14 protein-coding genes and 3 tRNA genes are annotated in these 17,914 nt (G+C 45.3%); 8 read left to right on the top strand and 9 right to left on the bottom strand.

The window, feature by feature from the left end; all coding sequences use genetic code 11:
- The 6 genes from BMX44_RS13835 to BMX44_RS13810 all read right to left on the bottom strand — a co-directional run.
- Positions 1–88, bottom strand: an 88-nt coding sequence (locus tag BMX44_RS13835; protein ID WP_090333656.1) for a GTP-binding protein, incomplete at its 3' end; no start/stop codon positions are given.
- A 44-nt stretch (positions 89–132) separates the two neighbouring features.
- Positions 133–207 (bottom strand) — tRNA-Thr (locus BMX44_RS13830).
- 58 nt (positions 208–265) lie between these two features.
- A tRNA-Gly gene (locus BMX44_RS13825) sits at positions 266–339 on the bottom strand.
- A 92-nt stretch (positions 340–431) separates the two neighbouring features.
- Positions 432–516: transfer RNA gene (locus BMX44_RS13820), tRNA-Tyr, on the bottom strand.
- A gap of 367 nt (positions 517–883) precedes the next feature.
- Complete coding sequence (locus BMX44_RS13815; protein ID WP_090634113.1) at positions 884–1,861, bottom strand: ABC transporter permease; 978 nt, start codon at positions 1,859–1,861, stop codon at positions 884–886.
- Positions 1,862–1,870: 9 nt separating this feature from the next.
- Positions 1,871–4,072 carry an ABC transporter substrate-binding protein gene (locus BMX44_RS13810; RefSeq protein WP_218143975.1) on the bottom strand — a complete coding sequence of 734 codons (2,202 nt, stop codon included), beginning with the start codon at positions 4,070–4,072 and terminating at the stop codon, positions 1,871–1,873.
- A gap of 277 nt (positions 4,073–4,349) precedes the next feature.
- On the opposite strand from BMX44_RS13810, the gene BMX44_RS13805 reads away from it, so the two are divergent.
- A complete protein-coding gene (locus BMX44_RS13805) occupies positions 4,350–5,135 on the top strand; it encodes an enoyl-ACP reductase FabI (RefSeq protein ID WP_090634119.1) in 786 nt (261 codons plus the stop codon).
- 306 nt (positions 5,136–5,441) lie between these two features.
- Here the strand turns inward: BMX44_RS13805 and BMX44_RS13800 are convergent, their stop codons facing one another.
- The 3 genes from BMX44_RS13800 to BMX44_RS13790 form a co-directional block, all read right to left on the bottom strand.
- Positions 5,442–6,866 carry an adenylate/guanylate cyclase domain-containing protein gene (locus tag BMX44_RS13800; protein WP_177167768.1) on the bottom strand — a complete coding sequence of 475 codons (1,425 nt, stop codon included), beginning with the start codon at positions 6,864–6,866 and terminating at the stop codon, positions 5,442–5,444.
- 211 nt (positions 6,867–7,077) lie between these two features.
- The gene (locus BMX44_RS13795; protein ID WP_090634108.1) at positions 7,078–7,914 is read right to left on the bottom strand and encodes an HDOD domain-containing protein; all 837 of its coding nucleotides are present in this window, start codon (positions 7,912–7,914) and stop codon (positions 7,078–7,080) included.
- Positions 7,915–8,043: 129 nt separating this feature from the next.
- Positions 8,044–8,700 (bottom strand): protocatechuate 3,4-dioxygenase, encoded by a 657-nt coding sequence (locus BMX44_RS13790; RefSeq protein WP_245738944.1) that lies wholly within the window; start codon positions 8,698–8,700, stop codon positions 8,044–8,046.
- Positions 8,701–8,875: 175 nt separating this feature from the next.
- Between BMX44_RS13790 and gdhA the strand changes: the two genes are divergently transcribed.
- The 7 genes from gdhA to ppx all read left to right on the top strand — a co-directional run bounded on the left by gdhA (position 8,876) and on the right by ppx (position 17,912).
- The gene (gdhA, locus tag BMX44_RS13785; RefSeq protein WP_090634102.1) at positions 8,876–10,219 is read left to right on the top strand and encodes an NADP-specific glutamate dehydrogenase; all 1,344 of its coding nucleotides are present in this window, start codon (positions 8,876–8,878) and stop codon (positions 10,217–10,219) included.
- Between the two features lie 190 nt (positions 10,220–10,409).
- Positions 10,410–12,356: a lytic transglycosylase domain-containing protein gene (locus BMX44_RS13780; RefSeq protein WP_090634099.1), complete on the top strand. Its 1,947-nt coding sequence runs from the start codon at positions 10,410–10,412 to the stop codon at positions 12,354–12,356.
- A gap of 113 nt (positions 12,357–12,469) precedes the next feature.
- Positions 12,470–13,711: a multifunctional CCA addition/repair protein gene (locus tag BMX44_RS13775; RefSeq protein ID WP_090634097.1), complete on the top strand. Its 1,242-nt coding sequence runs from the start codon at positions 12,470–12,472 to the stop codon at positions 13,709–13,711.
- Positions 13,712–13,898: 187 nt separating this feature from the next.
- Positions 13,899–14,048, top strand: a complete 150-nt coding sequence (locus BMX44_RS17570; protein ID WP_218143974.1) for a hypothetical protein — start codon at positions 13,899–13,901, stop codon at positions 14,046–14,048.
- Between the two features lie 180 nt (positions 14,049–14,228).
- Positions 14,229–15,278 carry a class I fructose-bisphosphate aldolase gene (locus BMX44_RS13765; protein WP_090634094.1) on the top strand — a complete coding sequence of 350 codons (1,050 nt, stop codon included), beginning with the start codon at positions 14,229–14,231 and terminating at the stop codon, positions 15,276–15,278.
- Positions 15,279–15,488: 210 nt separating this feature from the next.
- Positions 15,489–16,106, top strand: coding sequence for a c-type cytochrome (locus BMX44_RS13760; protein ID WP_090634092.1), 618 nt, complete (start codon positions 15,489–15,491; stop codon positions 16,104–16,106).
- Between the two features lie 309 nt (positions 16,107–16,415).
- Positions 16,416–17,912, top strand: coding sequence for an exopolyphosphatase (ppx, locus tag BMX44_RS13755; protein WP_090634090.1), 1,497 nt, complete (start codon positions 16,416–16,418; stop codon positions 17,910–17,912).
- Positions 17,913–17,914 lie beyond the last annotated feature (2 nt).

The raw sequence follows: 17,914 nt of genomic DNA, 5'->3' as shown, positions 1-17,914 counted from the left end.
CCGTCAGCGTCGTCTTACCATGATCCACATGTCCTATCGTGCCCACATTTACGTGTGGTTTCGAACGCTCAAACTTGCTCTTTGCCATGACCTGTTCCCTCTAGCTTACTGCTATACCTTGTTTACAATCTCTGGAGCCCATGACCAGAATTGAACTGGCGACCTCTCCCTTACCAAGGGAGTGCTCTACCACTGAGCTACATGGGCAATCTTTTTTACATCACTAATAATTAGTAGATCACATTCAATTACCCATAACTCCAGCTGGAGCGGGTGAAGGGAATCGAACCCTCGTCGTAAGCTTGGAAGGCTTCTGCTCTACCATTGAGCTACACCCGCACACATTCAAATTGGAGTTAATTCTTGTCGCCAAAAAGTAAATGGCACATATCTCCACTCTGTTCAATTTTGCCCAACTACTGATTCCCATATGGTGGAGGGGGAAGGATTCGAACCTTCGAAGGCTGAGCCGTCAGATTTACAGTCTGATCCCTTTGACCGCTCGGGAACCCCTCCAAACGAAACCGGTGATTATGAATATATCCCAACAATAAGTCAAACACTTATTACAATATTTTATACAAATTTAAAACTTTGACTGGTTGGACAACTAAATTTTTAGAGAAAAAGCAAATCCCTGTTCAGCGCTCTATTTTCCAGCGACTATGAGCAAGTACCCAGTCTTTTGCTCAAAACGATACACAATACTCATATACCGGCAGTAATTACACCTGTTTCGTATCAGAAAAGATTGTTCTGTAAAAATCCAGCCCGGGCACTTGTAATGCTTTCCATAGCTTCCGTTATGAAACAATCTATTAAGCATCGCAAGATTGCACCACTCGCCATGTCGGAGGAATCTTGGTTATTGACAGCACACAAGCTAGTTCAAGCGAATCCTGGGATCAACCAGCGTATATGAAATATCGGTCAATATCAGTCCAACGATATAGAGCACAGATCCTAAAAATACCATCGCCCGCACAATTGCGAAATCCTGCGAATTGATCGCATCAATGGTAAAACTCCCTAATCCAGGTATTCCAAAAAAGGATTCGACAATCAGACTACCCAAAAAAAGAAGCGGCACGAGAACAACAGCACCAGTCAAAATCGGTATCAAAGCATTCTTGAGTACATGTTTAAATAAGACAATGTGTTCTGATAGTCCTTTTGCCCGCGCAGTACGAACATATTCCTTACCCATTTCTTCGAGAAAAATAGTGCGATACCACCGCGTGTTGGCGCCAGCACTGCTGATAACACCGATAATCACCGGCAAGATAAGGAATTTGACAGCATCAATCCCGGTTCCAAACCCGGAAATAGGCACCAGGTGCCATAATTTGCTGATTAAAAACTGTCCGGCAATTATATAAAAAAGACTGGAAATTGACATAAAGGCCACACACAACACAACACCCCAGAAATCAATATATGTAGCCCGAAAGAAAACCATCAACAGTGCAAATGTTATATAGGATATCAATCCAAGAATAAATACTGGAAGAGCTATTGCGAAACTGGGCAGCATGCGCGATTTAATCTCATATCCAATATCGCGACCCTCGTCGGAGTGACCAAAATCAAATGCAAACATCGATACTGATTTTTCAAAAAAAATGGTTTGCGTCAACTTATTCAGACCACTTTGCTCTTCATTAAACAATAATGGTTTGTCATAACCACGTTCAGCTTTCCATTTTTCGATCGCTTCGGGTGTCACATATTTAATACCGAGTTGCATACGTGCCATATCATCCGGCGTATTCACAACAAAAAACAGTGCAAACGTTAGCAGATTTACACCGATCAGAATTGGAATGGCATATAGAATGCGACGGATGATATAGCTCAGCATAAATACACTCTAGTGCGGCTTCATCTGAAAATTTTGAACACCTTTACTGCGTTCATAACGGCGGTATGTCGCAATAGCCGGAAACAGACTGATCATCACAATGATCACAACCAACCCGATAGGCCACAGTACAGGTTTATTCCACTCCAGTCGTTTTTGCTGTCTTAACTCTGCGTCTATTCGATAATATTTCACATTGTTGTTGGAAATCCTGTTCGGTTTGATATTTTTAAACCACTCATGATACAACCCGTATTCTTTTGGATGATAACCCCATAGCCATGGCGCATCATTTCGGAGTATTTCTACCATTTGATCAATAATAGCCTGCCGCTCGGGACCATTTTCCATATCCTTCATCTGTTCGAACAAATGATCATATTCTGGATTATTATAGTTGGCTGCATTATTTGCAGCGTTTCCACTTGTATTTCCCACTTTTCGCTGAGGCCCATAAAGCAAAAAAAGAAAATTCTCGGGATCCGGGTAGTCAGCATGCCATCCCCATTCAAAAATCTGCGCATTTCCTTTCCGAATCTTGTCCTGAAAGCGGTTATAATCCGTACTTCTGACAACCAGCTGAATATTCAGTTTCTGAAATTGCTTACGCATCCAGTCCAACATTGAACGATCCTCTGAACTACGCGCGGTCACATCAAAATACAGAACAAGCGGAGCACCGGTTCTCTGGTCTATTCCATTCGGATAGCCAGCTTCAGCAAGCAGATACCTTGCTACTTGTATCGATTTGCGCTGCGGGCCGTCGTTAACCCAATCATAGACAATTGAATTCATTCCCGCTTCGCCATATCGATGACCCGGTAAACCCGGGGCTATCGGGCCATGCGCCGGCAATCCTCTGCCATTGGCGAAAATCGAAATAAATTCTTCATAATCAACCGCGATTGCAATTGCCTGACGAAGTTTACGTGCAGCGTTACGTGATTGTTCGGTACCAGTTCCACCGACGACGGGATCAAGCATATTGAACCCGATATAAAAAGTAGAAACCGCCACTGTCGTCTCGAGCCGTATACCCTGCTTAGCCATTTTATCGGTAACCGTTGCTTCCCCCTGCCCCACCAGTTGAACTGCCTGATCAAAACTGTCAGAACCTATGCCCGAAGCGTCATAATAGCCCTGCAGAAATTTGTTCCATCGGGGGATTCCCTCACGTTCACGCGAATAAACAATTTTGTCGATAAAGGGTATAGGTTTGCCTGCATCGGACAATAAACCGTTTAGATAATCTTCTGGCATACCTTCCTTCGGATAAAGCTCCCCATGAAAATTCGGGTTTTTTTCCAGCACCATGCGTAAATTCGGATTGTTTTCTGTAAGCATATAAGGGCCGGTTCCGACCGGATACCAATCCAATGAAATATTTTTTTCGACCAAACCTTGCTGTGAATAAAATTGATCGGCCTCCCATGGAATCGGAGAGAAAAAAGGCATAGCCAGCCAATAAATAAATTGTGGATACTTTCCATTTATTTTTATCCGGTAAGTATAGTCATCCACGACATCCACGCCTTCCAGCGGATACTTGTTCAAATCCAGAAATGTGGTACTCCACTGCTCGCTGAGTAGTGCGTCTCTCAGCACATCGGCATATTCCCGCAGCCCCACGATATAATCAGCCATTAACCCATAAATGGGGGAATGCAGCCTTGGGTGCGCCAGTCGCTTTATTTGATACGCATAATCATGCGCGGTCAATTCACGTGTACCAGTATCAGTAAAATCGGATAATTGATAAATGGACGCAAGCTCTTTGTCATTAAGCTGATGATACAACCATTCATTCTGGTCACTCCGGGCAAATGCCGGATGCGGTTGATAAAAAATACCGGGTCTAATAGATATTTCGTATTGCGTATAAGCTATATCATCCGCTTCGGAGTCGTCAGGCAACGGATAATCGTCATGATCATAATACGTCACGTTCGGCATTGCGTCTGTCGTATAGGGAATTAGCGTAAAGGGTCGCTTCAAATAATGATATTGCAGAGGTGGCTGATAGATCTGAGCAGTAAATTGAATTTCGTTTGCACTGTAGGACTGGACTGGATCCAGGTGTTTCGGGCGTTCGGTAAAAACATTATATAGGATGTTTTCACCTTCATCATGAATCGGATAAGGATTATTCCATACTTCTGAACCACATGCAGTTAACAGTGCAGCAACGAAGCCTGCGGACAAAGAGTACATTATGGTTCTTGCGTGATTGCTCAACAATTTCATCGTCAACGCTTTAGCCTGTCCTTTCATTGTAAATTCGTTCTGCAACCCATTCTGGACTATGTGCCAGACAATCAAATGATAAAAACATAGCCGATCACGCAATCTACAATCAGTCAATTCTATCGCTAAAAAAATACCAATCAGAAAAAATTTCAGATGTGCTGATTTTGGTGTATTCATTCTAATGAATATCAGCATCGGCTATAATAATTCACGATTACAAAAAAATTTACAAGGAAATTTTATGGGATTCCTCAACAACAAACGCGTGCTCATTACCGGATTACTTAGTAATCGCTCAATTGCTTATGGTATCGCGCAAGCCATGCACCGAGAAGGGGCCACGCTTGCTTTTACTTATCAAAATGAAAATCTCCGGAGCAGAATTGAAAAATTGGCAGCTGAAATGGATAGCGATATATTGCTACCATGCGATGTCGCAAGCGACAGCGAAATCACCCAGTGTTTTGAAAAACTGCAGGACCATTGGGATGGACTGGATTGCATCATTCATTCAATCGCTTATGCACCACGCGAAGCACTAACGGGTGATTATCTTGAAAGCGTTAATCGTGAGGCGTACCGTATCGCACATGACATCAGCGCCTATAGTTTCTCAGCGATGGCAAAAGCCGGTTTACCGCTCATGCAGAACAGGAATGCCGCATTATTGTCGCTCAGTTATTTGGGAGCAGTTCGGGTGATGCCCAATTATAATGTCATGGGACTGGCAAAAGCCAGCCTGGAAGCAAATGTGCGTTTTATGGCATCGAGTTTGGGCCCCAAGGGAATCCGTGTAAACGCTATATCTGCCGGCCCTATCAAAACACTTGCAGCTGCCGGAATAGGTAATTTTGGAAAATTATTGGGCTATACAGAAAAAGTTTCACCATTAAGACGCAACGTTACCATCGAAGAAGTTGGCAATGTGGCAGCGTTTCTTTGCAGTGACCTTGCAAGCGGTATAACAGGTGAGATCACTTATGTTGACGCCGGATTTAATACAGTGGCTTTTAGCCTCGGCGAATAGCCTTAACACTTTTGCTGCTGTTGATATAACCATACACACAGGGCATTGAGAACCCTTCTGTGCTGGCGCAGTTATGTTAAAAACAAACCGACTTGATTACTGATAATAATGTTCAGGAGCCTCTATGCAGTCTAAACCGCAGCGACAAATCTTCAGGAATGCGGTTTAGCGATCTGCCACCACTGTAACGTGTTGTCACAGTTAACTTGTATCCAGATCATTTACACCACTCAAACCAAAGGTTTTCATCCACCCAGCATCTTCAAATGACGTTAGGTTGTTACTGTCAGTATTATGACCACTCCATCAGTTCGAAAATGCATAGCAGACTGCCAGTTTTTCTTTTTTACCTTTGAGGCTGATATAAAATGTGTCACCGCATCTAAAGCTCAGATCATCACTCTGTTCTATCGCCTCTCGCATTATTTCACTGATCAGAACATCACCGGGCTGACAGTTTTTTTCAATACGGGAAGCTGTATTTACAACATCACCTATTGTTGTCCAATCCAGCCGTTCCGGTGTACCAACATTGCCTATGACCACTTTTCCCCAATGTATTCCAATACGTAACTGAAGCTTCTCCAGATCCGCGCGTTCCCGCAGTGAATTGATATCTTGAGAGTGTCTTTGCATTTCCAGCGCCGCCATCACCGCATCGTGTGGATTTCGAAACAAGACCATAATACAGTCGCCCATAAACTTGTCTATAAATCCTCCAAATTTTTTTACAGACAGTGAAATTCTGCGCAAAACCGAATTTAATACATGAATAATTGACTCTTCCTGTTCATTCTGTTCTACAAACCTTGTAAAACCAACAATGTCACAGAACAACACAGCAAAATAACATTCCTCATTTTTCAGCAAATTGCTGCCCAGCCTGACCACTTCCCTTGCTTTCTTTTCAACCAACTGTGGTACATAATTTCGAGTTATATTATGCACTTTTGCTTCATTGATAAGATCACCTTCCGACAGATTGTTTGCATTACCACCATCCAGCGAAATTTTTTGCCATAACGTGTGAATTGTCGCGTTGCCATCACGAAAACCGCTGACATTGAACAAGACTGATTCTTCAGGATTTTTTTGCGTCTTTACTCGTACTCTGTAATTTTCAAATTTACCGTTCGATGATTCAAGCGCCATGCCCCATATCACGTCGTTATAGAAATGAATCGAAATGGATCTCGCGAATATTTCGTAAGACGCTTTATTTACCTCCAATCCAAGAAGTGCCAAGATTGACGGCGAAACTGCCTGAACACCACCAATTCCGGTAAAACATGCGATACCGTAGGATAGCTGTGAAAAAATCTCCTTCAGGCTGCTTAACTCATTCCTGTTTGTGATCAATTCCGGCAGAATGGCAGGATGCTGATGCGCGAGATGTTTTACAAGTTTAATCGAAAAATGTTTTGCATTAGATGCCGGTTTGTTGTTTATAGCTGCGTAACCCAGCGTTTGGATCAGTTTATGGCTATGTTGCAACACATCTTTACAGAATTCTGGCGCACTGATTACAACAATGGTTTCCTTTGTATCGTCAAAAGCCAGAGAAATATACAAATCATTCAATTCACAGAATTTAGCGATATTTCTGTCCCCATGATCAGCCAGTTCACTATTAAACAACGCTTTCAATTCTGTTTCATCATTGCTTGCCCCCAGGCCGAAATCAGTTCGTACGACTTGCCGAAACACATTGTAGTGTAAGACATTAATCAAATTAGTCACCATTTGGTGCAGCAAAAAAAACGTAGGCTCGGCTAATTGCTCTATCCGAAGCCTGTTTAACCTACGATTCAGTAGAATTTTCACATCGTCCCAGATATTCTGCTCAAGGGATGTAATGATGATGTGTTGTGTTAAATGTGTTTCAGTGCCTGCATCCATAGGCATCAATGATCATATTATTTATTCTGGCCTTAATTGTACTTCACATGCATAACCGATAGATTTCGTTCTGAACCAATTGTCGCATAAATGATTCTTCCAAAAGATAATCACTAAAATTATCGCTCGCGCCCAGTTTCATCAATTTTTCCTTGCGCTCTGACGGATCGGATTTGTTTGCACCAAATCCCGCATATTTGACAAAACTATTCGCAATAGCTAGAAAATGTACAGCACTGCTTTTACTCGGAAAAGTCGCTGGTGTATCGAGGTCGGTTGCAACGTAGTAGTCAAAATACGCAGGCAATCTCCATTCAGCAACCGCTTTCTTGCCAACTTCATAGTGATCGGTTCCGAGAAATTTTCGCTCTGCATCTGCGCAGGAACAGGGTGTTTCTAAAGCATGGTCAAGGGTCAGATTATATTCATCTGGACTATTGTAAAATAACAGTAGTTTTCCAATATCATGCAATAACCCTGCAACGAACGCTTCTTCAGCATGCGATTTCTTGCCCATTTCAGCACAAATCTGCTGGCTTGCCAGTGCTGTTAACAACGAGTGCTGCCAGACATGCTGTTTAATCAGCCGGTTTTTACTGCGTGTAAAAATAGAGCGGGATACCGATAGTATCGCCAGAGAGCGAATCACATTGATACCCAACAAATTAATCGCATGCGGTATTGTCTTAATATCTTTGCCTCTGCTATACATTGCTGAATTTGCCACACGAAGTATCAGAGACACTGCGCCCTGATCGGTGCGTAACAGGCTATCCATTTCTTGAAAACAACGATCAGAGTTTGCATCAATGCGAATAACCTTTGCCAGGAAATCGGGCTGTGCAGTGATAATTTTATAGTTAATTGAGTCGGGTTTCATTCAAGGTATTGATATCAAGGCAAATGAATCATTTACGTGTCATAGAGTTGTATTCGGGATAAATCCGGTGCAGCCGCGTATTGATAACGTACTGCGAACAGCCTCTATGTATCAATACAGCAATTGCAGTTAATGTCCGTGCAAAACAATATTGTATGTGTAAACCTCCATACCTTCATATTTATCGGTTTTTTGTGCAACCATAGCTTTCTGCTCTTCCGGGGTTTTGTTACTAAACAATAAATCGGACGCATTCAGCGGTTCATTAGGAAAATACATTTGTGTGATCAATTCCGGAAACCCCTGTTTGAAGATCTTAAAATGAATATGCGGTGGACGCGTCCATGATCTGGACGCCGGATAAGCACCAGGTTTTATCGTCTTGAAGCGAAATAGGCCGTTGGCATCGCTGTGGATTACGGCCCATCCCTGAAAATAAGGATCGAGCGGGGCCCGATTCGAATCCCGCGGGTGATCGTATCGACCGGCAGCATTTGCTTGCCATATATCAATAGTTGCATTTTTGACTGGAACGCCAAGGCTATTTTTGACAGACCCACGGATAATAATATACCGACCAAGTGCCTGGCCACTGCGTCCCGTCACCTGCGTCATATCCGCATCCTTGTCTATTTGATCAGTAACAGGATAAAATGGCCCTTCAACTTCTTCCGGTGTTGGCATTGCTATCACCTCACTCCAGCTTTCGGTCGTTTTGGACAAACCTGCCAACGCGCCAACCACGCCAAACTTCACCAAATCCCTTCTGGATAGTTTTTTCATCATGCTCATCCCATATTGACTGTAGCAATTTCTACCATATCGCCCATCTTTAATAAACAAAATTTAAAAAAAACCGCAATTTTTTGCTTTTTTTAAAAAAATACTGTGCAGTTAGTATATTTATTTGGCAGAATTAAGCATTCACGAATAACCTTTCTTATACCGGGGAAATAAAAAGATGAAATATAAAAGTTTTCAGGAATTCTGCGATTATGTCGCGGAACGTAATCCTGTTCAGCCGGAATTTATACAGGCTGTAAAAGAGGTCATGGAAAGCTTATGGCCGTTTATCAGCGAGCATCCTCGTTACGCAGAACATGGTGTACTTGATCGCCTGGTTGAACCCGAACGTGCCATTATTTTTCGCGTGGCGTGGGTGGATGATCAAGGAGAAGTTAAAGTCAACCGCGGCTACCGTATTCAGCACAGTTCCGCAATCGGACCTTACAAAGGCGGCACGCGGTTTCACCCTTCAGTGAATCTGTCAATTCTTAAATTCCTGGCATTTGAACAAACATTCAAAAATGCTTTAACCACATTGCCGATGGGAGGCGGAAAAGGTGGATCAGATTTTGATCCCAAAGGAAAAAGCCCGGGTGAAATCATGCGTTTCTGTCAGGCATATGCCTGCGAACTGTTCCGCCATATTGGTTCCGATACCGATGTCCCGGCAGGTGATATAGGTGTCGGTGGGCGTGAAGTTGGTTATATGGCCGGTATGGTCAAAAAACTGGTCAATCGGTCTGATTGCATATTTACCGGTAAAGGATTGAGTTTTGGTGGCTCACTGGTTCGCCCCGAAGCAACCGGCTATGGTACGGTTTATTTTGCCAATGAAGTCCTCAAACATGCCCGTCGCTCGTTCGATGGCATGCGCGTTTCCATTTCCGGTTCAGGCAATGTAGCACAGTACGCAATCGAGAAAGCCATGACACTGGGCGCAAAAGTTATTACTGTATCCGATTCGAGCGGGACAGTTGTTGATGAAGCCGGTTTCACAACGGAAAAACTGGCCATCTTGTCTGAAGTCAAAAACCATTTATATGCACGTGTTGACGAATACGCCAAACGGGTCAACGCGACATTCCTGCCAAACACAAAACCTTGGCATGTACCCGTCGATGTCGCACTTCCCTGCGCAACACAAAACGAAATCAGCGATGTAGATGCAAAAGAACTGGTTAAAAATGGCGTCATTTGTGTTGCCGAAGGCGCAAATATGCCATCAACCGCCGAAGCCGTTGAATGCTTCGAGCAAAATAATGTACTGTATGCACCTGGCAAAGCCAGCAATGCCGGCGGAGTCGCCACTTCGGGTCTGGAAATGAGTCAACATGCAATGCGGCTTTCATGGACACATGATGAAGTTGATGCACGTTTACTGGAGATCATGCAGGCGATACATCGTTCCTGTCTGCAATATGGCACCAAACCCGATGGCAGCGTAAACTATGTAGACGGTGCGAATATCGCCGGTTTTGTAAAAGTTGCCGACGCCATGCTGGGACAGGGAGTGACATGATTATTCCAGGATATTTGAAATTCAGCGTGTAAATGCATCAGAAAAACATTGGTGAACTGCCGCAGCAGGACTGTCATGCTGCGGCAGTTTCAATTTGACACGGTAGTGCCGATACAACCTATACAGTCTTTTGTCGCGCATTTCTCTGCGCGGGTTTTATTTGATAACTTAGGATCAGGTTCTATATTTTATGTCCAGTTTGTATCTCCCTGCTACAATCAAATTCCTGATGGCGATGGTCCTCGTGGTTTATTCCGGTGCCTTGCCTGCAAGCCTGTCACAACTTGACGATCACTTCCTGGCTGCACGCAAAGCGTTCCAGGAAGGCAAAGCCGCGCTGGTGCACGAGCACGCCCAGCGTCTACAACAGCATGTATTAGCACCTTATATCGAGTATTATCAGCTGCGCATGTATTTACGCACAGCCGATATTACAACGATAGAGGCCTTTCTGACACGCCACGAGAACCATCTGCTCGCTGACAGGCTGCGTGCAGACTGGTTAAAAATGCTGGCCAATAATCATCAATGGCAACTTTTTGAGCACGAATTTCAAAAACTGATCGACAAAAAAACCGAATTACTTTGTTTGGCCTATCAATATCGCATCGAAAAACAGGATCAGGCTGCAATTGATAGCGCGCGCGCCTTGTGGTTTACAGCCAACAGTATGCCCGATAGCTGCACACCGGTGTTTAACACACTGATCTCAAGAAACATTATTACTGTAAACGACAGATGGGCACGTATCAGACTGGCGTTGGAAGCAGGACAAACCGGTATGGCGCGTTATATCAATCGTCGAATACCAGAAGGTGAAGCGCTTAATGTCGATGAATTAAACGCAGCAGCACAAAATCCACTGCACTACCTCAAAACACGGCAAAACAAGATCAGCACACGTGCAGATCGTGAAATTGCTTTGTTCGCGTTATTGCGTCTATTAACCAGCGACACCAATCCTGCTCTGGTAAAATGGTATCAAATCAAGGATAAGCTTACAGCCTCAGACCAGTCCTATTTTCTTGGCAGACTGGGATATCGGGCAGCCATGAGACATGACCCGCGTGCATTAAACTGGTTTCATGACGCCCAACGCATCAAAGATACCTACCCGATGACCGATACGTTACTGGCATGGCAGGTACGTGTTGCACTGCGTGCTGAAAACTGGGACAGCGTACTGGATGGCATCAACCGCATGTCTGCAGCCGAGCAGGCTGACAGTACATGGCAATACTGGAAGGCAAGAGCGCTCAAGGCAAAAGGAAAATCAACCGAAGCAAATACTTTGCTGATTCCGCTCAGCAACCAGCACCATTACTATGGTCAGCTGGCTAAGGAAGAACTGGGCACTGTGCTTGGCACGCCACAAAAATCTGTTCAGGTCGGCGAAGCTGAAGTAATTGCCATGGAAAAAACACCCGGCATTCAGCGTACGCTGGCTTTTTACCGTATGAACCTACGTACGGAGGCGTATTGGGAATGGGTATGGACTATCCGTGATTTCAATGACAGGCAATTGCTCGCTGCAGCTGAAGTTGCCCGCCGACATGGACATCATGATCGCGCTATTAACACCGCCAGTAAAACCACTGATCTGCATGATTTCAGGCTGCGCTTTCCCACACCGCACCGGGAGGTGTTGCGCCACATTCTGCAAGATCAGGATCTTGATGAAGCCTGGGTTTATGGTCTAATCCGACAGGAAAGCCGGTTTTTGTCTGAAGTCAGATCCAGTGCAGGTGCAATCGGATTAATGCAATTGATGCCTGACACCGCGAAATGGGTCGCCAAACAACTCGGTATGGCCAATTTCCAGCAAAATCTGATCACGCAAATCGACACAAATTTAAGACTAGGCACGTATTATTTAAAGTATGTCCTCGCAACGCTGGACAATCAGCCTTTACTTGCTTCGGCAGCCTACAATGCCGGTCCCGGCCGTGCAAAACGCTGGCGCGATACGGAAAGAAGCCTAGAGGGCGCGATCTATGCTGAAACCATTCCATTTAGCGAAACACGAGATTATGTTAAAAAGGTACTGAAAAATTCCGTTTATTACTCAACTGTACTTGAACAGGATCGCACTCCCCCAACATTAAAAGAACGTCTGGGTATTGTTGCAAAAAAATAAGCATCTGCAGTAGCATACAATCCATAATCGCTACTCGGTATATGATATGCCAAAGATATTTACAACAGCTTTATCCTGCAATCCATTAATTATTTCTATTTAAACACGTTGTTTTGAAAGTTTATTTGGTTGGCGGCTCAGTTCGAGACGAACTACTGGGGCTGCCCGTTAAAGATCATGATTATGTAGTTGTCGGCAGTACCCCAGAAAAAATGGAGCAACTCGGTTACCGTCCAGTTGGCAAGGATTTTCCGGTTTTTCTGCACCCCGAAACTAATGAACAGTATGCGCTGGCGCGAACCGAGCGTAAAATTTCTCGCGGTTACAAAGGTTTTGAGATTTTCACCACCCCGGCAGTTACATTGCAACAGGACCTGGTTCGCCGCGACTTGACCATCAACGCTATTGCCAAGGACGAAGCGGGAAACATCATTGACCCGTTCAATGGTGTTGCCGATCTGGAAGCAGGAATTCTTCGCCATATCAGCCCGGCATTCTCGGAAGACCCCGTTCGTATACTCCGTACGGCACGCTTCGCAGCACGGTTCAGCTTCCGGATTGCACCCGAAACACTCACTCTGATGAACAACATGGTTCACAATGGCGAGGTAGAAGCATTGGTGCCGGAAAGGGTCTGGCAGGAAATTTCCCGAGGACTGATGGAAAACAACCCATCCCGGATGTTTTATATGCTTAGGGAATGCGGCGCCTTGACGCGTATTTTACCTGAAATCGACGTATTGTTTGGCGTACCCCAGCCACCAGAGGTGCACCCTGAGATCGACACCGGACTGCATACCATGCTTACAATAGACTATGCAGCCAGTCAGCGTTATTCTCTGCCGGTACGCTTTGCCGCACTGCTTCACGATGTTGGCAAAGGCATTACACCGCCTGAACAATGGCCAAGACATATCGGTCATGAACAACGCAGTATACAGCTGATCACAGACTTATGTGAACGCATCAGAATACCCAGGGATTCGCGCGATCTGGCCACTCTGGTTGCGAAATTTCATGGTACCGTGCATCGCGCTGAAGAACTCAGGCCGTCAACAATTGCTGATTTGTTACAAGCCACTGATGCATACCGCAAGCCAAATCGGTTTGCAGAATTCATACAGGCATGCGCCTGCGACTTTCACGGTCGTCCCGGTTATGCCCAAAAACCCTATCCACCCGCGGTCCGTTTACACAACGCACTATCTGCCGCCAGCAATGTCAACGCTGGAGAAATTGCCGGCTTGCTTCGTGAAAAAATAGCCGACAGTGCTTTACTGCCTGCAGCCATCAATACGAAAGTCCGCGAGGCACGTATATCAAAAATCAAACAGTCACAAAATCAGTCTGACTGATACTACAGTCCGGGCATAACATATTCCTTTCATGGTTTTGTATGTAGTAAATAAAATTTAATATGACTGACTTATCAATAAACTTACATAACCGGTCATGCCACGCAGTCAAAAGAAAATAGTTGTGCTGAACACATCAGTTATTCTATAAAACCATCAGGCAATAAACAGTTATGTTCAGAATGAAGTGGCCGTTCCGGTTACCGTGCTTGAAGAACTTGATCATTTTAAAAAGGAAACGATGCAACAAATTTCGAAGCAAGGGAATATATTCGGATCATGGGCAACCTGTCACTCCATCATTCCCTGCAGCGGTGGATTCCCACATGCAAACTGATTGTCGGGATATGTTATAGATTGCGTTTGGAGCACTTGAAAGCAAGGCATGCACGGCCAATGCTTTAATGAGGATTACATGCTAAGATTAGGCCGTACCTGAATTGTGAATCTGACAAAGATTGTTCCCGGGTTACTCTCATGTCACTTTTGTTTCAATTGGCAATCAAAAGGAGAAAAAATGACGAGCATTACAACTATTCTAAAAGATGAAACCGACAAACTGCTCAATCATGTCTGCAAGAGCATTCCTAAGGAAACGCTTCATCTACCGGGGCCGGATTTTGTCGATCGCGTGCTGATCGACAATAATCGAAAACCAAGTGTGCTACGCAATCTGCAGGCACTCTACAATCACGGGCGATTGGCTGGCACCGGTTATCTCTCACTGCTACCGGTTGATCAGGGCGTGGAACATTCCGCCGGTGCCTCGTTTGCTCCTAATCCAAAGTTCTTTGACCCGCAAGAGATTGCTCAATTGGCCATCGAAGGTGGCTGTAACGGAGTCGCATCTACGTTGGGCGTCCTCGGCAGCATCGCACGCAAATACGCACATAAAATACCGATGATACTGAAAATCAATCATAATGAACTACTGACCTATCCCAATCATTATGATCAGACAATTTTTGCCAGTGTCGATCAGGCCTTTGACATGGGCGCCTGTGCTGTTGGTGCTACCGTATTCTTTGGTTCTGCAGAGTCACGACGCCAGATACAGGAAATCACCGAGGCTTTCGAACACGCGCACGACCTGGGCATGGTCACCATTTTGTGGGCGTACACACGCAATGCAGCGTTCAAAACAGCCGAAAAAGATTATCATGTCAGTGCCGATTTGACGGGACAGGCCAATCATCTCGCGGCCACCATCGGTGCGGATATCATCAAACAGAAAATGGCTGTTAACAATGGTGGCTATACCGCGCTTAAATTCGGCAAAACCAGTCCCGGAGTTTACGACGAGCTGACCACCGATCATCCAATCGACCTGGTGCGTTATCAGGTGGCCAATTGCTATATGGGACGTATTGGCATGATCAATTCAGGTGGCGAATCCGGCAGCGACGATCTGCATCAGGCTGTACGCACAGCCGTCATCAACAAGCGGGCTGGGGGCATGGGATTGATTTCTGGACGCAAGGCATTCCAGAAGCCGTTTGCAGAAGGTATCAAATTACTCAACGCGATCCAGGATGTGTATCTGTCCGAAGAAGTCACAGTTGCCTGACAACATACTGCGAAATTTTCAGCTGCGTGAACTGACCCACGTACCGAAAGTGCAATCCATGGACTGCTTTTACCGTTCTGAACAATATTTTCACGCAGCCCGCCAGTCACTCTTTAAACCATCCCGCCAAGAGAGATTATTTTCTGGTGATGACTGTCATGTGCTATTGTGCAGGACTATAACGATGCCTTGAATCAGGAGGACAAAAAAATGAAAACAATTGTTGGCCTGCTACTTGTAGCGCTCATAGCAACGGGGTATTTCATGGGAACGGGCGTATACAATATGGCTGCCACCGAAAAACACTGGCCGATTACCGAAAAACTTATCGAATGGGTACGTATCAATTCAATAGCGGCACGTGCAAATGAACTTGAAATTCCGGCTATGGACGATTCTGAAATCATGAAGACCGGCGCAACGCATTACGACGCAATGTGTACCGACTGCCATCTTTCACCGGCTCAGGCGCCCACGGAGCTTTCGCAGGGTCTATATCCGCAGGCACCCGTGTTTCATCTCCGACCGCCCTTAATCTCTCCAGAGGACCTGCAGGAACAGAGCAAAGCCTATTTCTGGGTCATCAAAAACGGTATCAAAATGACTGCCATGCCGGCATGGGGCTTGACGCACGACGATCATACCATCTGGGCCATGGCCTTTTTTGTTCAACGGATGGGAAATTTGTCAGCCGATCAATATAAAGCACTCACACATGGCGGCGATGATCATCCGCACACAAATAAACACCATCATGAACACAAACATGAACTTGATATTGATCTAGAGCTCGAACTTGAACATGATCGACACGATGAACATGACTGAGGCGATGGTGACAGCAGGGTTTCATGGAAGTTTAGTGTAAATCGCATTACAGTCATTGGTTTTCTGGGTGACTGAAAAGCGCTAGAACCTGAACTTTATTCAGTCATTTTATTGTCAGGCACCGAATAACACAACACACCAAGCTCCTTTTACCTGCCTGTCGCACATCGAGGAAAATCGTCCTATTCTAATGCTCAATTTAAAACTGGGCTTAACCCGGACTGTGATAACGGGCCATAGCATTGTATCGACAAGCACCTTATTTTCGGAACAACATATATCTGATCCTTTTCCGGCCAGACCCAATGTATGAAACCACAACAAGATGAATCGTACGCAGCCATTGATTTAGGCTCCAACAGCTTCCACATGATCGTTGCCAATTACTCGGACGGACGCTTGCAGATCATTGACCGGATTAAAGAAATGGTCAGGCTCGCTTCCGGGCTAAATGAAAAAAACGAACTGTCGGAAGAATCGATACAACGAGCACTGGCATGCCTGCAGCGCTTTGGACAGCGAATCAAGGAAATTCCGCAGGCAAATATACGTGCAGTAGGTACAAATACTGTACGGCAGGCCCGAAATGACGGATATTTTTTGGCACTTGCGGACTCGGCGCTGGGCCACCCGATAGAAATCATAGCTGGCCAGGAAGAAGCGCGATTAATTTATCAGGGCGTTGCGCATACCACGTACGATGAAGCCAATAAACGACTGGTCATTGATATTGGCGGCGGCAGCACCGAACTGATTATCGGTCGAGGATTCGAGATCTTCAGTATGGACAGTTTGTATATGGGCTGCGTCAACATGAGCAAACGCTTTTTTGACGATGGTAAAATCAAAACCAAAAAATTCAATAAAACCATTCTATACGCACGACAGGAGCTGGAATCAGTCGAGACTGCTTACAAAAAGACCGGCTGGGATCAGGCACTGGGTTCTTCCGGCACCATCACCACGATACGTGATGTAGTGCAAGCACAGAAATGGTGCGAAACTGGTATTACGGCCGCTGCACTGTCCAAACTAATTGATGCACTGATTGATTTTGGCCACACTGGCGCCATTGAACTTGATGGTTTGTCGGAACACAGAAAACCGGTTTTCGCAAGTGGAGTCGCAGTATTGGCCGGTATTTTCGAAGGACTGGGTCTGGAGAAGATCAGCGTGTCCGACGGCGCGTTACGCGAAGGACTGCTGCATGATCTGATCGGACGTATGCACAATGAGGATATTCGTGACAAAACCATACTGGGTATTTCCCAGCGTTACGGGATAGATCAGGAACAGGCAAATCGTGTCAGGGAAACGGCAGAAAAGCTTTTTCATCAGGTGAGTGTTGACTGGGCGCTGCAGGATAAAGAAGCGCTGAAGCTGCTGCAGTGGGGTGCGATGGCCCATGAAATCGGTCTGTCGATTGCACATGCCCAGTACCATCATCATGGCAGCTATCTGGTCCGCTACTCCGATCTGGCCGGTTTTTCCCGACAGGAGCAAATCAAACTGGCGAAACTGGTGCGCGGCCACCGCAGAAAATTTCCACTCGCGGAATTTGAGACGATTTCGAGTCAGGCCAGACAAACCGTGATCAGACTCAGCATTCTGCTAAGACTGGCTACAGTTCTGCACCGCAGCCGTTCCAATAATTCCCTGCCTGATATTCGAATCGAGGCAGATGAAGATACCATTAACCTGTATTTTCCACCACAGTGGTTATTCGACCACCCGTTAACCCTAGCCGATCTGAAAACTGAACAGGGATACCTTCAGTCAGCCGGTTTCACGCTCACGTTTCAATAAAC

The organism is Nitrosomonas marina (assembly GCF_900110145.1).
Lineage (GTDB): Bacteria > Pseudomonadota > Gammaproteobacteria > Burkholderiales > Nitrosomonadaceae > Nitrosomonas > Nitrosomonas marina.
Note: the sequence above shows the minus strand (reverse complement) of the source record. Positions and strands in the feature narration are given on the sequence as shown.

What these genes read in the sequence shown, in the direction of transcription:
- BMX44_RS13760 (WP_090634092.1), top strand. Translation starts at nt 15,489, where the DNA reads ATGAAAACAATTGTTGGCCTGCTACTTGTAGCGCTCATAGCAACGGGG.
- BMX44_RS13810 (WP_218143975.1), bottom strand. Translation starts at nt 4,072, where the DNA reads ATGTACTCTTTGTCCGCAGGCTTCGTTGCTGCACTGTTAACTGCATGT.
- gdhA (WP_090634102.1), top strand. Translation starts at nt 8,876, where the DNA reads ATGAAATATAAAAGTTTTCAGGAATTCTGCGATTATGTCGCGGAACGT.
- BMX44_RS13815 (WP_090634113.1), bottom strand. Translation starts at nt 1,861, where the DNA reads ATGCTGAGCTATATCATCCGTCGCATTCTATATGCCATTCCAATTCTG.
- ppx (WP_090634090.1), top strand. Translation starts at nt 16,416, where the DNA reads ATGAAACCACAACAAGATGAATCGTACGCAGCCATTGATTTAGGCTCC.
- BMX44_RS13780 (WP_090634099.1), top strand. Translation starts at nt 10,410, where the DNA reads ATGTCCAGTTTGTATCTCCCTGCTACAATCAAATTCCTGATGGCGATG.
- BMX44_RS13765 (WP_090634094.1), top strand. Translation starts at nt 14,229, where the DNA reads ATGACGAGCATTACAACTATTCTAAAAGATGAAACCGACAAACTGCTC.
- BMX44_RS13795 (WP_090634108.1), bottom strand. Translation starts at nt 7,914, where the DNA reads ATGAAACCCGACTCAATTAACTATAAAATTATCACTGCACAGCCCGAT.
- BMX44_RS13805 (WP_090634119.1), top strand. Translation starts at nt 4,350, where the DNA reads ATGGGATTCCTCAACAACAAACGCGTGCTCATTACCGGATTACTTAGT.
- BMX44_RS13790 (WP_245738944.1), bottom strand. Translation starts at nt 8,700, where the DNA reads ATGATGAAAAAACTATCCAGAAGGGATTTGGTGAAGTTTGGCGTGGTT.